Here is a 19,900-nt window from a genome sequence, read left to right on the forward strand (position 1 = left end):
CGATCATGGCCACCGAGCAAATGAATACCGCACAGACCGATCCGCAAAACACTTCCGACGTGAAGATTCCCGAAGACGCGCTGATCATCATCGCCGTGCGCGACATGGTGCTGTTTCCTGGCGCCATCGGGCCGATCGCGATCGCACGGCCGAAGTCGATCGCCGCCGCACAGCAGGCGCTGCGCGAGCAGCGGCCGATCGGCATCGTCCTGCAGCGCAGCCCCGAGACCGACGAGCCCGGGCCGGACGACCTCTACCGGGTCGCGACCATCGCCAACATCGTGCGCTACATCACCGCGCCCGACGGCACCCATCACATCGTCTGCCAGGGCGTGCAGCGCGCGCGCATCCTCGACTTCCTGCCGGGGACGCCGTTCCCGGCCGCGCGGATCCAGCAGATTCCGGAGCCGACTGCGAACTCGCCCGAGATCGAGGCGCGCGCGCTGAACCTGCAGCGCCTGGCCATCGAGGCCATCGAACTGCTGCCGCAGGCGCCGCCGGAGCTGGTCGCGATGTTCCAGAGCACCACCGCGCCCGGCGCACTGGCCGACCTGGCGACGTCGTTCATGGACATCAAGGCGCAGGACAAGCAGGAGGTTTTGGAGACCATCGACCTCGCTTTGCGTGTCGAGAAGGTGTCGAAGCATCTGGCCGAACGGCTGGAAGTGCTACGCATCAGCAACGAGATCGGCCAGCAGACCCGCGCCAGCTTCGACGAACGGCAGCGCGAGGCGATCCTGCGCGAGCAGATGGCGACCATCCAGCGCCAGCTCGGCGAAGGCGACGGCAAGGCGGCCGAGGTCGCCGAGCTGACCGCTGCCATCGCCAAGGCCAACATGCCGCCCGAGGCGGATGCTCATGCGAAGAAGGAGCTGCGGCGCTACGAGCGCATGCCGGAGGCCGCCGGCGAAGCCGGCATGGTCCGTACCTATTTGGACTGGCTGATCGAGCTGCCCTGGGCGCTGCCCGCGGAGAAGCCGATCGACATCAAGGAAGCGCGCCGCATCCTCGACGCTGATCACTTTGGCCTGGAGAAGATCAAGACCCGGATCATCGAATATCTGGCGGTGCGCAAGCTCGCGCCGCAAGGCAAGGCGCCGATCCTGTGCTTCGTCGGGCCGCCCGGCGTCGGCAAGACCTCGCTCGGCCAATCCATCGCACGCGCGATGGATCGCCCCTTCGTGCGCGTCAGCCTCGGCGGCGTGCATGACGAGGCCGAGATCCGCGGCCACCGGCGCACCTATATCGGTGCGCTGCCCGGCAACATCATCCAGGGCATCAAGAAGGCCGGCACGCGGAACTGCGTCATGATGCTGGACGAGATCGACAAGATGGGCCGCGGCGTGCAGGGCGATCCCTCGGCTGCGATGCTGGAGGTGCTCGACCCCGAGCAGAACGGGACGTTCCGGGACAATTACCTGGGCGTGCCCTTCGACCTGTCGCGCGTGGTCTTCATCGCGACCGCCAACATGCTGGACCAGATCCCGAGTCCGCTGCTGGACCGCATGGAGCTGATCAGCCTCGCCGGCTACACCCAGGAAGAGAAGCTGGAGATCGCGCGGCGCTATCTGGTGCGGCGGCAGCTCGAGGCGAACGGCCTGACCGCCGAGCAGGCCGAGATCGAGCCGGAGGCGCTGAAGCTGGTGGTCAAGGGCTACACCCGCGAAGCCGGCGTGCGTAATCTCGAGCGCGAGATCGGCAAACTGTTCCGGCACGCCGCGGTGCAGGTCGCCGAGGGCACGGCTGTAAAGGTCGTCGTGACGCCGAAGGACATCGGCACCGTGCTCGGCCAGCCGCGCTTCGAGGGCGAGATCGCGCAGCGCACCAGCATTCCAGGTGTGGCCACCGGCCTTGCCTGGACGCCAGTCGGCGGCGACATCCTGTTCATCGAGGCTTCGCGCGTATCGGGCCGTGGCGGGATGATCCTGACCGGCCAGCTCGGCGAGGTCATGCGCGAGAGCGTGCAGGCTGCGATGACGCTGGTGAAGAGCAAAGCCTCGCAGCTCGGCATCGATCCGCAGCTGTTCGAGAAGAGCGATATCCACGTTCACGTGCCCGCAGGCGCGACCCCGAAGGACGGGCCGAGCGCGGGCGTTGCGATGTTCACTGCGCTGACGTCACTGCTCACCAATCGCACGGTGCGCAGCGACACCGCCATGACCGGCGAAATCTCGCTGCGCGGCCTGGTGCTGCCGGTCGGCGGCATCAAGGAGAAGGTGGTGGCGGCCGCGGCTGCGGGCCTGAAGCGGGTGATGCTGCCGGCGCGCAACAAGCGGGACTACGACGACATCCCGCAGAGCGCGCGGGACAACCTCGAATTCATCTGGCTGGAGCGCGTCGACGAGGCCATCGCCGCGGCGCTCGAGCCGGCGGACGCCAAGATCGAAGCGGCGGAGTGAATGCGATGAAGAAACTGCTGGAAAGAGCAAAGCGATCGCGGAAGACGCAGCGGCTGCGCCAGTTGCTCGATCGCGCCATCGAGGGGGTTCGCGATGCGCTGGCGGCGCCAGGACCGCGGCTTCAGCCGGTCCCGGTCCGGGTGAAGCGCCGCAAGGGTTGAGCCCTCCGTCTCAAGTCCTCGCGGCAGCCCCAAACAAAAGGCCCCCTCGCTCGAGGGGGCCTTTGCGCTATTAGCCCACGGCGTCCTTGGCCGCCTTGACCGGGCGGGCACGGACGATCTTCCGGGCCGGCTTGGCCTTGAACATCATCTCTTCACCCGTGAACGGGTTGGTGCCCTTGCGCGCCTTGGTGGCGGGCTTCTTGATGACCACGAATTTGGCGAAGCCCGGCACCAGGAACAGGCCGTTCTTCTTGAGCTCCTTGTGGCCGACTTCCGTCAGCGTCTCCATGACGCTCTTGACGTCGCGCTTGGAAAGCTCGGTGGTGGTCGCAATCTTTTCGATCAGCTGCGATTTGGACATTTGGGTTGGCATCGTGTCTCCTCTGATTCGTTGGCGGCTGCATATTAGACCAACCGGCGAAGGCCTATAGCCTTCTGCACAGTTTTGTCGCGGTTTTACGGGCTTTTTTGGCCCTCTGTGGCAAAAAACCCTGCATTTTAGCCACTTCCAGTGCGGAAGGAGCCTCGGGCAGCGGATTCTACCTTGTTTCAAAGGCCCGCACGCAGCCTTGCTAAAGCTGATTCGATACTTTCGACAAGCGACGACCGGCCTCTTTGTGGAAGGCCGGTCGCGATTCACCCTAGAAAATAAGGCTAGACGCGCTCGATGATGACGGCCGGGGCCATACCGCCGGCCGCGCACATGGTGACGAGACCGCGCTTGAGGTCGCGCCGTTCGAGCTCGTCCAGCACGGTGCCGATCAGGATCGAGCCCGTGGCGCCGATCGGATGGCCGAGTGCGATCGAGCCGCCATTGACGTTCACTTTGGCGCGGTCGAGCTTGAGGTCGCGGATGTATTTTTCCGCAACCACGGCAAAGGCCTCGTTGATCTCGAACAGGTCGATGTCGTCGATGGTCAGTCCCGCCTTCGCCAGCACCTTGCGCGTCGCCGGCACCGGCGCGTTCAGCATCAGGGTCGGCGAGTCCCCCATGTTGGCCATCGCAACCACGCGGGCGCGCGGCTTGAGCCCATGCGCCTTCGCGTAAGCAGGCGACGCGAGAAGGATCGCGGCCGCGCCATCGACGACACCGGACGAGTTGCCGGCATGGTGCATGAAGTCGATGTCGAGGTCGGGGTACTTCTGCAGGATGAGACCGCGATACGTCGTGCCCTTGTCGTCGATCGCATAGTCAGCAATGGCGGGGAATGCCGGCTTGAGCGCGCTCAACCCTTCCATCGTGGTCTGCGGCCGCGGATATTCTTCATGGTCGAGCGCGAGGCTGCCGTCCTCACGATGCACCGGAACGAGGCTCTTCCTGAAGTGGCCGTTCGCCATCGCATGTGCTGCGCGCTTCTGGCTTTCGAGCCCGAGTGCGTCGACGTCCCTCCGCGTGATGCCTTCCATGGTCGCGATCGCGTCGGCGCAGACGCCCTGATGCGACTGCGGATGCCGCGCACGCAGGCGCAGATTGCCGCTATCCATCATCATCGGACCGCCGCCGCGACGTCCTTCCATCGACATCATCTCGCAGCCGCCGGCAATGACGAGGTCTTCCGCACCCGCCATGATCGAGCTCGCGGCCATGTGGACGCTGGTGATGCCGGAGCCGCAGAAGCGGTCGAGCGTCACGGCGCTCGCGCGCACGTCGTAGCCGGCATCCAGCGCCGACATGCGGCCGAGATCGCCGCCTTGCGTTGCGACCTGCGCGCTGCAGCCCCAGATGATGTCGTCGACGTCGGCGGTGTCGATCCCGGTGCGCTCGGCGAGCGCGCGCAGCACGGTTGCACCCAGCTGCTGCGGATGGATGCCCGAGAGCGCCCCCTTGCCGGCCTTGCCGACGCCGCGCGGGGTCCGGCAGGCATCGATGATGAGTGCGTCGGTCACTGGCGTTATCCTCTTTTTGAATGGTTAGAGGCGTTTTGAATCAGGGGGCGAAGGGAGTCAATGCGCGCTAGCGGAACCCCTCACCCCGCCCCCGTTAGCGCCAGCCAAGCTCGTCGCGCCCCCGCAAGAACGGGGCGAGGGAGAGCAATCACGCCCCCGCCGCGTTCTTCGCGATCACGTTGCGATAGAAACTGGCGCTGAGTTTCGGCGTACGGACCTGCGTGTCGAAATTGACGTGGTAGAGCCCAAAGCGCTTGTTGAGCCCGAACACCCATTCAAAGTTGTCCATCAGACTCCAGAGGAAGTAGCCGCGCACCGGTACACCTTCTGCGGTGGCGCGCTGAAGCTGGGCGAGATAGTTGCGCAAATACATGATGCGGTCGGTGTCGTAGATCTTGCCGTCGGGCGTCACGACGTCTTCGCCGGAGGTGCCGTTCTCGCTGATATAGATCGCATCGGTCTTCCAGATTTTTGCAGCGAGCTTCGGCACCCAGTAGAGCGTCTCCGGGCCGACGCGCAGCCAATCCGAATTCATGTGCGGGAACGATTTCGGGATCGGCAGCGGCATGAAGCCCGCGCCCTGGTCGGAGGCCACCACATAGTTCTGCGGCGCGTAGATGTTGAGGCCGAGGAAATCGACCGGCGAAGAGATGATCTTCAGCTCGGCATCGGTGTATTTCGGCGCGTCGCGCCCGGCGAACTTCAGGAAGGCGTCGGTGTACTGGCCCGTCATGATGACGTTGAGATAGCCGGCGTTCATCTCGCGCAGCGCGATCTCGGCGGCGCGGACGTTCTCGGGCGTGTCGATCGCGGGCGCGCAGGCATCGATGTTCTCGGCCGGCCCGACCCGCGTGCCGCGGCGGCCATGGGCGCGCACCGCCTGCACCGCGAGCCCATGCGCGAGCGCGCTGTTGTGCCTGATCTGGTTGACCTCGGCTTGCGGCAGCGTCAGGCCCGGCGCATCGATGCCGATGCCGTATCCGAAATAGACGAAGCGGCCGCTCTCGTTCAGCGTGAACACGTTCTTGACGCGATCGGTGAGATGCTCGGCGACATAGGCCGCGTAGTCACCGAAGATCTTGCAGGTCTCCGTCGAGCGCCAGCCGCCGAAACGATCCTGAAGCGATTGCGGCAGGTCCCAATGATAGAGCGTCAGCCACGGCTCGATGCCGTTTTTGAGGAGCTCATCGAGCAGGCGATTGTAGAAGTCGAGCCCCTTCGGATTCGGCTGGCCGTCGCCGTCCGGAAACACCCGCGGCCAGGCCACCGAGAAGCGATAGGCCTTGCAGCCAAGCTCCTTGATGAGCGCGATGTCCTCCTCGTACCGGTGATAATGCTCGTTGGCGCGGTCGCCGGTAGAGCCGTCCTCGATCTTGCCGGGGATGCGGACGAACTTGTCCCAGATCGAGGGACCCCGCCCGTCCTCGTTGACCGCACCCTCGACCTGATAGGACGAGGTCGCCGTGCCCCAGAGGAAGCCCGCGGGAAAGCCGTCCATGCCTCGCGGCGCCGGTGCCCGCTTGATCTCGGCGGCCTCCAGAGGATTTGCCAGCCCGGCCGCGGACAATCCCGCGATTTTCGCGAACTGGCGACGCGAGACCTTGTCCGACATTGATGTTGCTCCGGGGTGATGCTCTTGCCGCGGCACCATGGCGAATCGCGGGTCGTTCGAGAAGCGGGCGAGCCGAGGGCTGAGGATGCAGAATTGCCGGATGCGACAACGCGGTCTGAAAGACCACCGCGATCGTCGGCCGACCTACTGAGGCCTGACGAGCGCCCCCAAGTCCATCCACTCCTCGTCCGTGTACCGGAACGGGTAGGAGATGGCTGACGCCGAAACAGGGAAAACGGGCTAGGCGGTCAAACTTTCGACGACCAGGCTGTCTGTACTGCCCGTGAAGTTGGCCGTGGCGACAGAATTGCCGAAAACATCCTGTACCCATGTTAATTCGCCAAGCGGCGTGAGGTGAATGACATTGGAAAGAAGCCTGAGATCGCGACTTTCGCGAGGGCGCAGCAAAAATCGATGGTGGTTCAGGCTGACTTGGCCTCCAAACCGGTACACGGTCTTGTGTGCCTTATGCTCAGAACCATCAAACCGCTCCCGCGCCGTCTATGTACGAACCCAGATGCCTGGACCTGGCCTGCGGGTTAGCTCAGAGTTCCCAGCCCAATCCGGAAAGGAAGTGGTCAGTTCCCTGCGAGACGCGGGCCATATGCTTGCAGAATGCCATAACCCCCTCAGAATTTACGACCAAAGTTGCCAAATGTGATGTATGGTGGAGCCATCGCCGCTCCGATCCAGGCAATTGGCGGCGACTGAGAGTGCTTGCACTCCCGGCTTTTTGGGGAGGGCTGCTGTGGACCAGCTAGTGGGTGAGTCAGTTCGCAGCTTGAGGCCGCAGCGTCGGAGCAAACCAATCTAGAGAGCCTGATCAACTGCCTGCACGAGTCAAAGAGGAGAACGACCGGCTCACGGCGCGGATAAACGCTGGAGACTGTGGTAACCCCTTCCGCTTGACTAAGCGCCTGTCCTGACAGGACACGACGACTGCCCCCACGTGAGAGCAACTGTGAATTCCGAGGTAGATATATGTCGTATGCCTACAAGCTAAATGAAGACGTTCGCCATCAGCCCCAAGGTCCACAAGGACGTGCCGCAACTGATGAGCCGATGATTTACACCATCGTCCAGCATATGCCCATCGAGGCCGATGGACGTCTCCGATACCGCATCAAGTGCAAGTCGGAAAAAATTGAGCGAGTCGTTACGGAAGATCAGCTTTCATATTCGCAGTGATCTGCCGATGACGGAGTGCGTCGGACAAAATCGCGGGACTGCCCCTGAGTATCGGGAACGCGTCAGACAGCCTGCTGAGTGACCTGCTCTTGCAGTCGCCGAGCATGGTGGAGGGCGATCGTGTCTTCCGGAAAGTCGATCAAGAAAGCGGAGAGTTGAAATGAGGCGCTTTCGATATCTTTCTGCTCTATTGATCGAAAAACGTCTTCCCAGCGCCGGCACATCGCGATCTCCTCCGGAAGAGCGTCCGGAAGTTCCGCGCGAAGTTCGCTGATGTCCACGGCGTCCGCGAAGCCTTTCGGGCTAATACGGTCGACGCTGCGGAACAGGAAGCGATCGGCGACACGCGCGCGGACGGCGGAGCTCACCAGGATTTGCGTGCCATAGTTCTTGTTGAGACCTTCCAGCCGCGAGCCAAGATTCACGGTCGCGCCGAGCGCGGTATAGTTCATTCGATCGTTGGAGCCGATATTTCCTACCACGGCGTCACCGACGTGAAGGCCAAAGCGGGTATGGTAGGGCGGCCACCCCTCTGCTGCGAACGCCCTGTTCAGCTCCTGATTGGCCTGGATGCAGGCCAACACGGCGCGGCAGGCGCCTGCCGTATGATCCGGATCCTCTGCCGGCGCGTTCCAGAATCCCATCAGGCCGTCACCGATGAACTTGTCGATGGTGCCGCGGTGACGCATGATCTCCTCGGAAAGGGCGGCGAAATAGCGCGACGTGTAAATCATCACTTGAGACGGGTCGGCCATCTCGGTTTTGGCCGTGAAGTCGGCCACGTCAGTGAACAGCACCGTAATTTCGCGCCGCGATCCGCCTAATTCGAGCGAGGCCTCGGTCTCGACCAATTGTCGCACGATCTGCTTCGGGACGTAGCTCGAAAAGCTCCGGACGACGCTGCGCATGGTGAAAACCGAGCGGCCGAGCTCGTCGATCTCAACGATGCTGGAGCGAACGCGCGGACGATCGGCGATCTTGAATCGCTGGATCTCGTCGGTCTGGTCGGCGAGCTTGCGCAAGGGACGCGCGATCAGAGAGCCGAGCCAGAACGCAAACGGCAAGGTCGCACCGACGAAAGCGAGCGCCAGCGCAAACAGAGAACGTCGCTCGGAGAGAATCCGGCCGTAGAACTCGTCGAGAGGCGCGACCTCCGCCAGCCTGACGTCGGCGTCTCCCGTCGACTGCACGCGATGGAAACCGGCCAGGTAGGTTCGCCCGGCCTTGTCGACGAAGATCTGCTGTGAGGGACCTCCTCGCCGCCAGGCCTCGATTGCGGGCATGAGGCCGGGCACGTCCAGCGCTGCCAAAGTCGGAAGCTCCTGGCCCGCGCCCATCAGGCGCCTCATCTCCGGATGTCCGACGACCCGATTGGAATCATCGAACAGGAACGCAAGACCGGACTTGCCCAGCTTCTGTTGCGCCAGCATGTCCTCGAACGTGTTGAGAAGAATGTCGCCGGCGACGGCTCCGGAACGCCCTGCCCCGAGAGGCACCCGTAGCGTGTAACCGGGCTCGCCGGTCGCAAAGAACACGTAGGGGCCGGTCAGAAGCGTCTTGTCCACCTTGAACGCCTCGACATACCACGGGCGCTGTCTGGGGTCGTAGTCGGTTGGCTCAGTCCTTGTGCTCACCGCATCCAGCGTCTCGGACAAATAGATCGTCGAAAAATTGATCCGACCGCTGCGCTGTATCACCACCAGGCGGAAGGCGGCCTCGTCCGCGACTTTCAAGCTCGCCCTGAAGGCCGGCGAGGCGCGATCGATGACGTCCATTTCGAGGAACGATCCGTCATCATAGCCGACATAGAGATTGAATAGCTGCGGATTGTTGCGCAGCATGGAGGCCAGCACGGCATAAAGGCGCGGGTTGTCGACGATGTCCGCCGAACGGATCGACGGAAGCCCGGTGAGTATCCTCAGATTGTCACGCACGTTGGTGAACTGCTCGTCGACGTGATCGGCGCCGAGCTGGGCGACCTTCTCGATGAAGCCAGTCGCGGCGTTGTAAGTGATCCTCGTCACCCGTTCGAAGCTGAGCCAGACAAGAGATAGTCCGACTGCGAGCACGACTCCGACGAATACGGCAATAATCGAGGTCCGGAAGCCGACCCGGAAGCGACGGGCGTTAGGCGGTTTTTCGCCTGCCATCGGAGCTACCTTCGCTCTCAATATTGCGGGCCAGAGGCTTCGCCGAAGCGGAGGGTGCCTCCGGAGCGATCGAGAAGGTCGCCCAGCTGCTCCACCCTTGCGGGCGAGTCTCGGTCTCGATATCCTCGTAAGCCTTGAGATCGCGCCGTTTCCATTTTCTGCCCGCTTCTATTTCTCGTTGTATTTCAACGATAAGGTAAAATCGCCCTCCTGTGACGTCCAGTTTGTGCCAAATGTTCGAAAAGCAGCGATTGCCGGAAAACGCGGAAAATTTTTGGCGATGTTGATCCAAATCAAACTGCGGCGCGACGCATCGCCGCGCCGTTCGAAACATGCCCGAGTTGCAAAGCGTGCCTCAATAGCGACGCCGGATAATGCAATATAGTCGCCGACGGCGCGGTTTGAATCGAGCGGGATCTGACAATGGCAGGATTTGCCTTGCTGCAGACGCATGAGATCAAAGGGTTCGAGGAATTCAGAGAAGTCGTTGCTGGCGCGCCTCGCGAGGTGGTCCAGATTCAAAAAGGAATGCTCTCCGGCCGCCTCTCGCACGCATTGATCGACGGTCTGCGCATTGACACCGCCAGCTTCAATCTTGGTCTCAGAACGAAGGGTGTTTCCGGCGCGGATGGCGTCGTCATCGGCATGCTCGCGGACAGCACCGATCGCGTGACGCGCTTCTCTTACGAATCCTGCCCGGGAGACGTTTTGGTCACGCCGCCCGGTACTGAGCATGAGAACCGTTATTATGGCGGCAGCAAAGTCATCATTGCCTCGATACGATCCGAAGACATCAGTTCGTCGTTTGCCTGCGAAGGTGAGCTGAGCGATCCCGCGGCGTGGCGAAGAAGCCATTACAAGGGAAATGCCCACACGGTTCAGAGTGTTGTCCCTCGCCTGCAGTCCCTGGTGGCAAGGCTCGGCAACGCACCACTGACGGCCGAATCCGCCGATTTCTGGAAGCGCGCGGTCATCGAAGCGATGAGTGCCAACATCGTCCAAGGCCGGTCGTCGGAACGTGACGGTCCGCGGCCGTCTGCGTTGAAGATCGTACGGCAGGTCGAGGAGTATCTCGACGAGGCCGGCCCGGGGCCGGTCCATATCTCCAAAATTTGCAGCTACATGCATCTGCCGCGGCGCACGCTGCATCGCGCCTTTCAGGAGGCACTCGGTATCGGCCCGATCGCCTTTCTCAAGCACCGGCGGCTTTGTTCGGTCCACGCGGCTCTCCGCCTGCCAAGGGATAGCAGGACGATCTCGGACATTGCCCTGCACTATGGCTTCCAGAGTCTCGGCCGATTTTCCGGCTACTATTATCGAATGTTCGGCGAATATCCCTCCGAGACGAGGCGTGCGCGTCGAACCCCGCATCAAAACGGCAGCCCCCGAATAGAAAGCCCGCAGCCTTAGCGGGCTGGGGCTCAATGCGATCAGCGCGAACGCTTCGGCAACTTCGGGAGCTTGTCGAGATTGAACGCCGGTGCTTGCCCGGTTCGTTCACGTGCGGGCGGCTGCTGTTCCGCAAGAATGAGCGTGCCCTGGAGGATCATTCCCGGCACCTGTGCTGCCGTCGCCGTGTAGGTCCCGACCTTGCCGGGGCAGTTTCCTTCGATGTCCAGCGTGAGCTCATCGTCGACGCCGAAGACCGTTGCACGTCCGTCGGTATGGCGCTTCGTCGACACCGTGGCGGTGAAGCGATCTCCATCGACCTTGCAGGAGCCGTGATATGTCATCAGGCTGTCGCAGCCCCAGATTTGTCCGTCTGCGACATGAACGATCCCCGTCCCCTGGTCGAGCGGCGTCTTGTACCACGCCGAATAGGTGCCGTCCTTCAGCATGGGAGCAGTCTCCCTTGGCAGTTTCCCTTGGCAGTCCCTCCTGAATAATCCGCATGATTAGCGCTAACAAAGCGTTAATCGCGCGGCCCGTGCCAATCCGGGGTGTCCCTGCGCAGCTCGGCTTCCAGGTCTTCGATGATGCTGTGAAGCAGGCAGGCGGCAAGCGGATCGGTCACTTCGCGCTCCAAACGCCTGTAACGCGCGATCTGGAATTCCAGCTCTCTCAACTGGTGCTCTGTCATCGGACGGGCCCTCCGACAAACCGACTCAGAGACAGCCGAACAGTTTCGTTAAAGTTTTCCGATCATTTGCCATGGTTTCCGAGCGGTTAAGGTCGAGGCCGCGCCGACTTTGGCTTGGAAAAGTGGAGTTGGCCGCCGTCTCGGACGTCACGGCACGTCGCCGCTGCGACTTCCACCGATGCTGTGCGGCTTGTTGAGGAAGAACTCCCGGTTACCGAGAGCCGCTTCCGCGTACTGATCGATCGCGACCTGGATGGCCTCGATGTGCATGCGGCACCAGCCTTCGAAGCAAGACAGGCGGCGCGCCTGATCGAGAGCCTTCAGGAACTCCGGCGGCTCCTGCATGTCGGAGAAGTAGCTCGGCCTCTGTCCTTTCATGCCCGTGCCACCTCGCGCGGCGGACCGAGACGACGCCCCTCAAGACGGAGGCGCGGCGCCGTCGGCCTTCGGCGGGGAATGAAGAGGCTGGCGACGACGATCGGGTCGGTGTCACCGAGAGCGGCCCGCTCCTGGACGAGCTCGCTCATCACCGTGCGCATCTTCATGACTTCTCCGGCGACGAAGGCGCAATCTTCGTCCCTGTTGATTTGCTCGTGCATGATGGCTTCAGCCTCACGCATGCTGACACGTAATGCCCTGATTATTCTGCGGATTTCATTGATGCGGTTGTCCATGGCTCGCTCCCTTGGCTGGACGACCAGCATAAGAACAAAACATGAACATTGAGTCAATCGGCCTGAGGTAGAACAGAGCCGGGGTGACACGCCGCTCGGGGCGGCGAAAACCCCGGCCTCCTCGTCACCCACAAGCCCCGGGCGTCCTGAGCCAGGATCAGAACGTCACCCGCATCCCCGCATAGAACGCCCGCGGCCGTGCCGGGCTGAGCGAGCGCGGGTCAGTGAACTCGGCGCCCCCATTGGTGAAGTTGGGCAGCGCTTCCCTGTCGAAGAAGGTGCCGAGCGTCGAGTAGCGATTGTCGAAAATGTTGGCTACGCGGCCATAGATCTGGAGATTTTTGGTAACTTGGTAGGAGGTGTTGAGATTGAACACGGCGTAAGACGGCAGCTTCGGAAACTGGTTGGACTCGTCGCCAACAAAATACTGGCTCGAGACGAAGAGCGCGTCACCCCCGACCTTCCAGACATCGGTCACGGAATATTCGACGCTGGCCTTAAGGAGATGGCGCGGCAGGCGCGGAATCTGGTTACCCGGCAGGACCTGGATGTTGCCATCGCCGTCGGCAAACGGGCTCTCCGAGCCAAGCTGCAGCGCATCGAGAAAGCGTGCATCGAGGAACGCATAGCTCGCCTGGAACTGAAGCACGTTCGACTTCAGGCTCACCTCGGCTTCGATACCCTGCCTGCGTGTCCGGCCGACGTTCTGGAAGAAGCCAAAGCCCGTCAACCCCGGAACTGGCGTCGCGAGGATGTCGTCGTAGTTGGTCGCGCGGTAGGCACCGATTTTCCAACCGAGCGATCCGATGTTCAATTCCTTTGTGCCGCGGAAACCCGCTTCGAACGTCTTGGATACGACTTGCTGAAGTGGGGGATCAGCGATCAGGAACTGCCCGATGATGCACGGCCTTGCCGGATCGGCGCAGCCGAGTTCGAGTGGCGTCGGCACCCGGTTGGCTTCGGAATAGCCTGCATAGGCGGTCACTTCGGACGTGATCTTGAAGGTGCCGCCGATGATCGGATTGAACCGATCATAGTTGTGATCGCCATTGAGCGCGGTGCCAAGCTGGTCCATCAGCGAGATATGGGCCGCATTGAACCGCCCGCCTGCCGTGACCGCAAACCGATCGTCCACATTGAACGTGTCGAGCGCATAGAGTCCCTGGTATTGGTTGACGGTGCGAAGCGACACGGGGCCGACCGATGTCGGGGCGCCGGACGGACCCAGGAATATCCCGCTGCCGGTGACGACATAGTTCGTGCCTGTCGTTCCCAAGTCGGCGCTACCGGTGAAGAGCGTGCTGCTGACATCATAACTTGCGCCGATCACGAGGCGGTTCTCATGACCAAACAGCTGATCGCTGTTGGTCGCCTGCCCGGATACGCCAAATGTGGTCGATCTCGTGCTGGTGCGATCGACCTCGCTGAGTACGGCGCCCGGCGCAAAGGGATTGGCGAGCTGAACGCCATTCAGGCCAAAAGCCGGGACCGTATCATCGCCAAAGCACAGGAGGGTTGGATCAGCACAAGGCTGGGCGTCGGTGGGGTTTCCGTCCACAGTGTTCTGTTTGAAGCCCCGCAAATGCGCCGTGCCCTCAAAGGTCCAGGTCGGCGTCGTCTCCACCTTGGCGGTCAGGTTGAGATAGCCGACCTTGTTGGAAATGGTCTGCGGCGTTGTATAGGTCGCGCCCCAATATTGCTGGAGCAATTCGGCCGGAACGGTGCTGGGTCCCGCCAGGGAATTGTTGGCGACGCCCATGTTGAGGTGAAATTCGTTGCCTTCAAAGCGATAGCCGACATCGCCATAGAAGCGCCGGACGTCCGATGACGAGAAATTACGGAAGCCGGTGTCATGGATGCCTTCGAGTGCTCCGTAGACTGCCCAGTTGTTGTCGACCTGCTTGCCCCATTGTGCAGAGCCCTGGATGCGGCCGAACGAGCCGCCCATGACGTCGATCTCGGCACCTTGATAGTTGAAGCCGTTCTTCATCTGCAGATCGATGGCGCCGCCGAGCGCATTGAGGCCGAACGCGGGGTTGTTGGTCACGACCAGCGCCGATCGGATCGCAACCGTCGGGATCAGATCCCAATTGACCGTATCGGAAAACGCCTCGTTGATGCGCACGCCGTTCTGGTAGACGGCGAGGCCCTGCGGCGTGCCGGCCAGAGGTGAAGCGACGAAGCCGCGAAACTGCACATCGGGCTGGAATGGATTACCGGTCACTTCGTTGATGCTGACACCAGGCACATACTGCTGCAGGGCGTCGGCGATATTCGGCGAGCGGGTGCGCCTGATCTGGTTTGCATCGACCGCGTTGATGCTGGCTGGAATCTTGTCGACTTCGATGCTGCCGCCGGCTCCGGGCGACGTCGGGTAGACGTAAATGCGGGTCCTGGGGCTGGCGGATGACGGCGCTCCGATGCGCGCGACCGGGCGTGGTGGCGCACTTCGCCTCACAGTCGGCGGCGGTGGCGCCGTGATCTCGACCGCGGGCAGGTTCTGGACGTTGGTCTCCTCGTCCTGCGCAGCACCCGCAGGAATCGCGAAAACTAGCCCCGACATCAGCCCCGTCGACACCGAGGCCATCCACAAACGACGCTTGCTACTCAGCTTGCCCATCCCTGCCGTCCCATCCGTGACCACCGGCTGTTTTGATTTTCGCCGTTTGGTGGAGACGAGTGTAATCGGCGGCCATTGGCGCGCCAGCCACAAAAGGTCGGGCGATATTCGCACCCGTTTTCCCGACAAGATCGGGAATTTTTCCCGATTGTATCAGGCGCGATCACGCCGCCGTCGGAACCAGCGCCTCCACGGTCAGACCGCCCTCGCCGGAGACGACGTTGAGCGTGCCGCCCAGCGCCAGTATCCGCTCGCGCATCCCGACCAGGCCGAAGCCGAGCTTATGGCCCGGCTCCATGCCGCGGCCATTGTCGCTGACCCGCACCCGGGCGCAGCCGCGGCCATCGGCCGCCGCCTGCTCCACCGGCTCGATGAGGACATTGACCGAGGTCGCGCCGGCGTGGCGGAACACGTTGGTGAGCGCCTCCTGCACGATGCGGTAGATCGTGAGGTCGGCGGTCTCCCCCGTGACGCCAAGCGCCGGCGAGATCACGGTCTCGATGGCGACATCGGGATGCGACTCCCGCCACAGCCGCGAGAGCGATTCCAGCGCCTGGCGCAGGCCGAGCTCGGCAAGGCCGACGGGCCGGAGCCGCTCCAGCACGCGGCGATTGAACTGCTGAAGCGCGTTGATCTGCTCCATCATCGCGCTGCCGTGTTTTCGCACGGCCTCCGCACTCGGCGCGCGCCCGTCCGCCTGCTTCGCCAGCGCGCTCGCATGTGCGCGCAGCGAGAACAGATACGGCCCGAACTCGTCATGGAGCTCGCGCGCGATCTCCTTGCGCTCGACGTCCTGGAGCGACACCGCTCGCTCGGCGAGGCGCCGCTTGTCCTCGACGGCCTCGCTGAGCGTTGCCGCAAGATGATTGAGCTTGGTGCAGATCGCGGCGAGCTCCGGTGCGCCGCCCGGCGTGACGCGCGCCTGATAGCGCCCGTCTTCGAGCTCGGCCATCACATCCGCCAGGGACTGCAGCGGCGCCAGGGCGCGGCCGACCACATTCATCATCACCAGGAACAGCGCGAGCGCGATCGCCGAGCCGACCTCGAGCTGGGTCACGATGGCGTCCCAGATCTCGGCGATCTCGTCGTCGGGATGCGAGATGATCAGCAGCGAGCCCGGCTTGCCGTGGATCGAGACGGGCACGCTCACCGCGGTCTGCTCGGGATGAACCAGGCCGACGAACCAGGCCGGCGGCCCGCGCGTGTCGTCATCGGCGTCGGCCCGGGGCTGCGTCAGCGGCTTGCCGCCGGCGTCCCGAAGCGCGATGCTGACATGGCGCAGGCGGCTGAGGTCGCGCGCGATCTGATTCAGCCTGGTGTCCGGATCGGGCGCCTCGTTGAGATCGGCAACGATCATCCCGATGAATTCGCGCGCGAGCCGGATCACGCTCTGGTCTTCGGCCTGCACGCGCGGCCCGGCTTCCGCGACCTGCCGGCCGATATTGACGGCGAGCCCCAGCGCCAGCAACAGCGCCAGCAGCAGGTTGATGCGCCCGCGCAAGGATAGATTTTGCCACATTGGTGTCGCCCGTGCCCCCGCGGAGGATTGCTCGCGCCTGTCCGATGACGTTGACAGAGGCGAAGCGCCCGATATCTAATCGAAAGCGTACAGCAATCCCGGCCGGGCGCGAAACAGGCCAAGACGCTGTCGCGAGGAACGCCCTATGCGCATTTTGATCGTCGACGATCATCCCATCGTCGCCTCCGGCTGCCGTGCCGTGCTGGCCGACGAGGGCGAGATCGAGATTTTGGAGGCCGCCGACGCCGAAGACGGCGAGTGCGTCTTCATCGTCGAGCGCCCCGACCTCTCCATCATCGACATCAACCTGCCGACCGTGTCCGGCTTCGAGCTCGCGCGCCGCATCCTCGAGCGCGCGCCCGAGGCCCGAATCATCATGTTCAGCATGAACGACGACCCTGCCTTTGCCGCGCGGGCGATCGAGTGCGGCGCCAAGGGCTACGTCTCCAAGACCGGCGACCCCGACGATCTCGTCGAGGCGATCCGCACCGTCGGCAGCGGCGGCACCTATCTGCCGAGTGCGATCGCGCGCAGCATCGCCTTTGCGGGACCCGCGCTGGCGCAAAGCCCGCTGGCGAAGCTCAACGCGCGCGAGATGGAGATTTTGCGGCTGCTCAGCGCCGGAAAGAGCCTGTCCGAGATCGCCTGGCTGGTGCAGTCGTCCTACAAGACTGTTGCCAACACCTCGTCCATCATGCGCCAGAAGCTTGGGGTGAAGACCTCGGTCGAGCTGGTGCGGCTGGCGATCGACAGCGGAGTGGCCTGACGGCCGCCACGAATTCGGTCACACAAGCGTTGCAATCCTGATGTGGTTTGACGCCACGGAGCTAGCGGCATGACGATTCAGACTGTCTCGACCAATACTTCCTATGGCGGCGTGCAAGGCGTGTACCGCCATGCGAGCCAGGCGACCGGAACCGATATGATGTTCTCGGTCTATGTTCCCCCGCATGCGGCCGGCGCCAAGCTGCCCGTGGTTTGGTACCTGTCCGGGCTCACCTGCACGCATGCCAACGTCACCGAGAAGGGTGAATTCCGAAAAGCCTGCGCCGAGCTCGGCCTGATCTTCGTCGCGCCCGACACCAGCCCGCGCGGGCCCGACGTGCCGGGCGATGCCAACAATGCCTATGATTTCGGCCTGGGCGCCGGCTTCTATGTCGATGCGACGGAAGCGCCGTTTTCACGCAATTATCGCATGTGGAGCTACGTCACCGACGAACTGCCAAAACTCGTGGCGGAGAATTTTCCGGTCGATGCCAAGCGCCAATCGGTGATGGGCCATTCAATGGGTGGCCACGGTGCGCTGACGGTCGCGCTGCGCAACCCGCACCGTTTTCGCGCGGCCAGCGCCTTCGCCCCGATCGTGGCGCCGTCGCTTGTGCCCTGGGGCATCAAGGCGCTGACCGGCTATCTCGGTCCCAACAAGGACGCCTGGCGCAGCCACGACACGGTGGCGCTGATCGAAGACGGCGCGAAGTTTTCGGGCTTTCTGGTCGACGTCGGCGAGGCCGATAACTTTTTGAAGGAGCAGCTTCGTCCCGAATTGCTGCAGGCGGCCTGTGCCAAGGCCAACATCCCGCTGACGCTGCGGCGGCAGGCGGGCTACGACCACAGCTATTATTTCATCTCGACCTTCATGGGCGATCATCTGCACTGGCATGCGGAAAGATTGAAGGGATGATGGCTTCTTTCCTTCTCCCCTTCTTGTGAGAGAAGATGGCGCGAAGCGCCGGACGAGTGGTTGTGTCCGCGCGTTCAATGAGAATTGGACTCGCGGAGAGAAGTTCCCTCTTACGGCTTGCCGTAATTCGGTGCCAGCAAGCGGTTGCGGATCAAATAGCTCATCGTGCGCGTCCAGGATTCATCCGTGTTGCCACGCATGTCGGCGCTGGCGGCCGTGATCATGGTGCCGGTCTTCACGTCGCGCAGGTAGATGTTCAGATTGATGATCAGGTTCGAGACCTTCTGCACCATGCCGGTGATCTCCAGGTCAGCACCGAGCTGCCCGGCAAGCTTGAGGTCGCAGCCGCCGCAGGCCTGCAGATTGGCATGACGGGCGGCGTCCCTGATCGGCGCGATATCGAGCATCTGGAACCTGCCTGACTCCGTCAGTTCCTTGCGCAACTGCTCGCCGATGAGCAGGAGCCGCGCCTCCTCCGGCTTGGAGCCGTAGAACTCGCCGGGCAGGCTGGTGTCGATCAACTCGAAGTCGAACACCGCGAGTTTTGGCGGATCGGCAAACGCGACCGACGTCGTCAACAGCAAGGCAGCGAAACATATCAGTGCTCGCATGATCGTGATTTCAGTCCTCGTGCACGCGGGGCGAAATGCGGGGTTGCATGCCCTGACAAATCGGTCATGCTTTAGCAGAGACAATTCTCCACCGGCGGTCAAGCCAGGGAGAACATCTGGAGGAAACATGATCCGATGGTTGGTCGGCCTGATCGGCCTGGGTCTTGCTGCGACGAGCGCGCTCGCCGCCGACCCTGTCATGATCGGCGTCGGCTATCTCGGCGTCGCCGGCACCAGATCGACGCTGTCGCTGGTCGAGCAGCCCGCGGAGAATGACGGCGTCGCGGGCGCGCGCCTCGCCATCGAGGACAACAACACCACCGGCAAATTCCTCAACCAGCGATTTGTGCTGGAGGAGCGCCGGATCAAGGAGGGCGAGGATGCCGTGCAGGCCGCGACCGATCTCGCCGCACGCAACGGCTTCATCATCGCCGACCTGCCGGCGGATGCGCTGCTGAAAGTCTCAGACGCCTTGCGCGACCGCGGCACGCTGCTGTTCAATGCCGGGGCGATCGACGAGCGTCTGCGCGAGGCCGATTGCCGTGCCAACGTCATCCACACCGCGCCGACACGCGCGATGCTGGCGGATGCGCTCGGCCAATATCTGGTGTGGAAGCAGTGGAAGCGCTGGCTGCTCGTGGTCGGCTCGCATGACGAGGACAAGCTGTTCGCCGACGCGCTGAGGCGCACGGCCACGCGGTTCGGTGCCAAGATCGTGCAGGAGCGCAGTTTCGAAGACAAAGGCGGCGCGCGCCGCACGGACTCAGGCGTGACGCTGATCCAGCGCCAGATGCCGGTGTTCACGCAACAGGCGCCGGCCTACGACGTGCTGGTCGCCGCCGACGAGAGCGAGGTGTTCGGCGCGTACCTGCCCTATCGCACCTGGGATCCCCGCCCGGTCGCGGGCTCGGCCGGCCTCGTGCCGCGGAGCTGGGACGCATCGCAGGACCAGTGGGGCGCGATCCAGATGCAGCACCGCTTCGTCAAGCTGAATGCGCGGAGGATGACCGCGCTCGACATGCAGGTCTGGACCGCGGTGCGCATGATCGGCGAGGCCACCTCGCGCACCAATTCCGGCGACGTCAAGAAGGTCACCGACTTCATCAAGGGCCCGGACTTTTCGGTTGCTGCCTTCAAGGGCACAAAGCTGACCCTGCGCGACTGGAACCTGCAGCTGCGCCAGCCGATCCTGCTGGTCGACGGCCGCATGGTGGTGTCGGTGTCGCCGCAGGAAGGTTTTCTGCACCAGGTCTCTGAGCTCGACACGCTCGGCTACGACCGCCCGGAGAGCAAATGCAAATTGAAGTGAGCATTGTGA

Annotated in this window: 20 protein-coding genes; 7 read left to right on the forward strand and 13 right to left on the reverse strand. The window is 63.1% G+C overall.

Going from position 1 to position 19,900, the window contains the following annotated elements:
• Positions 1 to 5 precede the first annotated feature (5 nt).
• The gene (lon, locus tag ABIB00_RS25960) at positions 6 to 2,399 is read left to right on the forward strand and encodes an endopeptidase La (protein WP_354106323.1); all 2,394 of its coding nucleotides are present in this window, start codon (positions 6 to 8) and stop codon (positions 2,397 to 2,399) included.
• A gap of 5 nt (positions 2,400 to 2,404) precedes the next feature.
• Positions 2,405 to 2,560, forward strand: coding sequence for a hypothetical protein (locus ABIB00_RS25965; RefSeq protein ID WP_354106324.1), 156 nt, complete (start codon positions 2,405 to 2,407; stop codon positions 2,558 to 2,560).
• Between the two features lie 70 nt (positions 2,561 to 2,630).
• Here ABIB00_RS25965 and ABIB00_RS25970 read toward each other — a convergent pair whose 3' ends face one another.
• The 4 genes from ABIB00_RS25970 to ABIB00_RS25985 all read right to left on the reverse strand — a co-directional run bounded on the left by ABIB00_RS25970 (position 2,631) and on the right by ABIB00_RS25985 (position 6,512).
• The gene (locus tag ABIB00_RS25970; protein ID WP_247349545.1) at positions 2,631 to 2,933 is read right to left on the reverse strand and encodes an HU family DNA-binding protein; all 303 of its coding nucleotides are present in this window, start codon (positions 2,931 to 2,933) and stop codon (positions 2,631 to 2,633) included.
• A 281-nt stretch (positions 2,934 to 3,214) separates the two neighbouring features.
• On the reverse strand, positions 3,215 to 4,447 hold the full coding sequence (locus tag ABIB00_RS25975) for an acetyl-CoA C-acetyltransferase (protein ID WP_354106325.1): 1,233 nt from the start codon (positions 4,445 to 4,447) through the stop codon (positions 3,215 to 3,217).
• Between the two features lie 148 nt (positions 4,448 to 4,595).
• Positions 4,596 to 6,059, reverse strand: coding sequence for a GH1 family beta-glucosidase (locus ABIB00_RS25980; protein ID WP_354106326.1), 1,464 nt, complete (start codon positions 6,057 to 6,059; stop codon positions 4,596 to 4,598).
• A 240-nt stretch (positions 6,060 to 6,299) separates the two neighbouring features.
• Positions 6,300 to 6,512 (reverse strand): transglutaminase N-terminal domain-containing protein, encoded by a 213-nt coding sequence (locus tag ABIB00_RS25985; protein ID WP_354106327.1) that lies wholly within the window; start codon positions 6,510 to 6,512, stop codon positions 6,300 to 6,302.
• Between the two features lie 528 nt (positions 6,513 to 7,040).
• On the opposite strand from ABIB00_RS25985, the gene ABIB00_RS25990 reads away from it, so the two are divergent.
• Positions 7,041 to 7,247 carry a hypothetical protein gene (locus ABIB00_RS25990; protein ID WP_247443889.1) on the forward strand — a complete coding sequence of 69 codons (207 nt, stop codon included), beginning with the start codon at positions 7,041 to 7,043 and terminating at the stop codon, positions 7,245 to 7,247.
• A gap of 62 nt (positions 7,248 to 7,309) precedes the next feature.
• Here the strand turns inward: ABIB00_RS25990 and ABIB00_RS25995 are convergent, their stop codons facing one another.
• Both ABIB00_RS25995 and ABIB00_RS26000 read right to left on the reverse strand, forming a co-directional pair.
• Complete coding sequence (locus ABIB00_RS25995; RefSeq protein WP_354106328.1) at positions 7,310 to 9,397, reverse strand: adenylate/guanylate cyclase domain-containing protein; 2,088 nt, start codon at positions 9,395 to 9,397, stop codon at positions 7,310 to 7,312.
• A gap of 168 nt (positions 9,398 to 9,565) precedes the next feature.
• Positions 9,566 to 9,850, reverse strand: coding sequence for a hypothetical protein (locus ABIB00_RS26000; protein ID WP_247349551.1), 285 nt, complete (start codon positions 9,848 to 9,850; stop codon positions 9,566 to 9,568).
• Between ABIB00_RS26000 and ABIB00_RS26005 the strand changes: the two genes are divergently transcribed.
• Positions 9,821 to 10,807 (forward strand): AraC family transcriptional regulator, encoded by a 987-nt coding sequence (locus tag ABIB00_RS26005; protein WP_354106329.1) that lies wholly within the window; start codon positions 9,821 to 9,823, stop codon positions 10,805 to 10,807. The genes ABIB00_RS26000 and ABIB00_RS26005 overlap by 30 nt on opposite strands.
• 20 nt (positions 10,808 to 10,827) lie before the next feature.
• On the opposite strand, the gene ABIB00_RS26010 is transcribed toward ABIB00_RS26005, so the two are convergent.
• The 6 genes from ABIB00_RS26010 to ABIB00_RS26035 all read right to left on the reverse strand — a co-directional run bounded on the left by ABIB00_RS26010 (position 10,828) and on the right by ABIB00_RS26035 (position 16,290).
• Complete coding sequence (locus tag ABIB00_RS26010; RefSeq protein ID WP_354106330.1) at positions 10,828 to 11,235, reverse strand: hypothetical protein; 408 nt, start codon at positions 11,233 to 11,235, stop codon at positions 10,828 to 10,830.
• A 74-nt stretch (positions 11,236 to 11,309) separates the two neighbouring features.
• The gene (locus ABIB00_RS26015) at positions 11,310 to 11,477 is read right to left on the reverse strand and encodes a hypothetical protein (protein WP_354106331.1); all 168 of its coding nucleotides are present in this window, start codon (positions 11,475 to 11,477) and stop codon (positions 11,310 to 11,312) included.
• Positions 11,478 to 11,624: 147 nt separating this feature from the next.
• Entirely contained in the window at positions 11,625 to 11,855 is a 231-nt protein-coding gene (locus ABIB00_RS26020; protein ID WP_247349555.1) for a hypothetical protein, read from the reverse strand.
• Positions 11,852 to 12,151 carry a hypothetical protein gene (locus tag ABIB00_RS26025; protein ID WP_354106332.1) on the reverse strand — a complete coding sequence of 100 codons (300 nt, stop codon included), beginning with the start codon at positions 12,149 to 12,151 and terminating at the stop codon, positions 11,852 to 11,854. Before ABIB00_RS26025 ends, ABIB00_RS26020 begins: the two co-directional genes overlap by 4 nt.
• A gap of 157 nt (positions 12,152 to 12,308) precedes the next feature.
• Positions 12,309 to 14,771, reverse strand: coding sequence for a TonB-dependent receptor (locus ABIB00_RS26030; protein WP_354106333.1), 2,463 nt, complete (start codon positions 14,769 to 14,771; stop codon positions 12,309 to 12,311).
• Between the two features lie 163 nt (positions 14,772 to 14,934).
• Positions 14,935 to 16,290, reverse strand: coding sequence for a histidine kinase (locus ABIB00_RS26035; RefSeq protein WP_354106334.1), 1,356 nt, complete (start codon positions 16,288 to 16,290; stop codon positions 14,935 to 14,937).
• Between the two features lie 145 nt (positions 16,291 to 16,435).
• Between ABIB00_RS26035 and ABIB00_RS26040 the strand changes: the two genes are divergently transcribed.
• The gene (locus ABIB00_RS26040; RefSeq protein WP_354045244.1) at positions 16,436 to 17,056 is read left to right on the forward strand and encodes a response regulator; all 621 of its coding nucleotides are present in this window, start codon (positions 16,436 to 16,438) and stop codon (positions 17,054 to 17,056) included.
• A 69-nt stretch (positions 17,057 to 17,125) separates the two neighbouring features.
• Complete coding sequence (gene fghA / locus ABIB00_RS26045; RefSeq protein ID WP_354106335.1) at positions 17,126 to 17,971, forward strand: S-formylglutathione hydrolase; 846 nt, start codon at positions 17,126 to 17,128, stop codon at positions 17,969 to 17,971.
• Positions 17,972 to 18,081: 110 nt separating this feature from the next.
• Here the strand turns inward: fghA and ABIB00_RS26050 are convergent, their stop codons facing one another.
• A complete protein-coding gene (locus ABIB00_RS26050) occupies positions 18,082 to 18,582 on the reverse strand; it encodes a DUF3280 domain-containing protein (protein ID WP_247349561.1) in 501 nt (166 codons plus the stop codon).
• Positions 18,583 to 18,709: 127 nt separating this feature from the next.
• Here ABIB00_RS26050 and ABIB00_RS26055 point away from each other — a divergent pair, with 127 nt between their 5' ends.
• The gene (locus ABIB00_RS26055; RefSeq protein WP_354106336.1) at positions 18,710 to 19,891 is read left to right on the forward strand and encodes a lanthanide ABC transporter ABC transporter substrate-binding protein PedA1; all 1,182 of its coding nucleotides are present in this window, start codon (positions 18,710 to 18,712) and stop codon (positions 19,889 to 19,891) included.
• Positions 19,892 to 19,900 lie beyond the last annotated feature (9 nt).

It is taken from the genome of Bradyrhizobium sp. LB14.3 (assembly GCF_040547985.1).
Classification (GTDB): domain Bacteria; phylum Pseudomonadota; class Alphaproteobacteria; order Rhizobiales; family Xanthobacteraceae; genus Bradyrhizobium.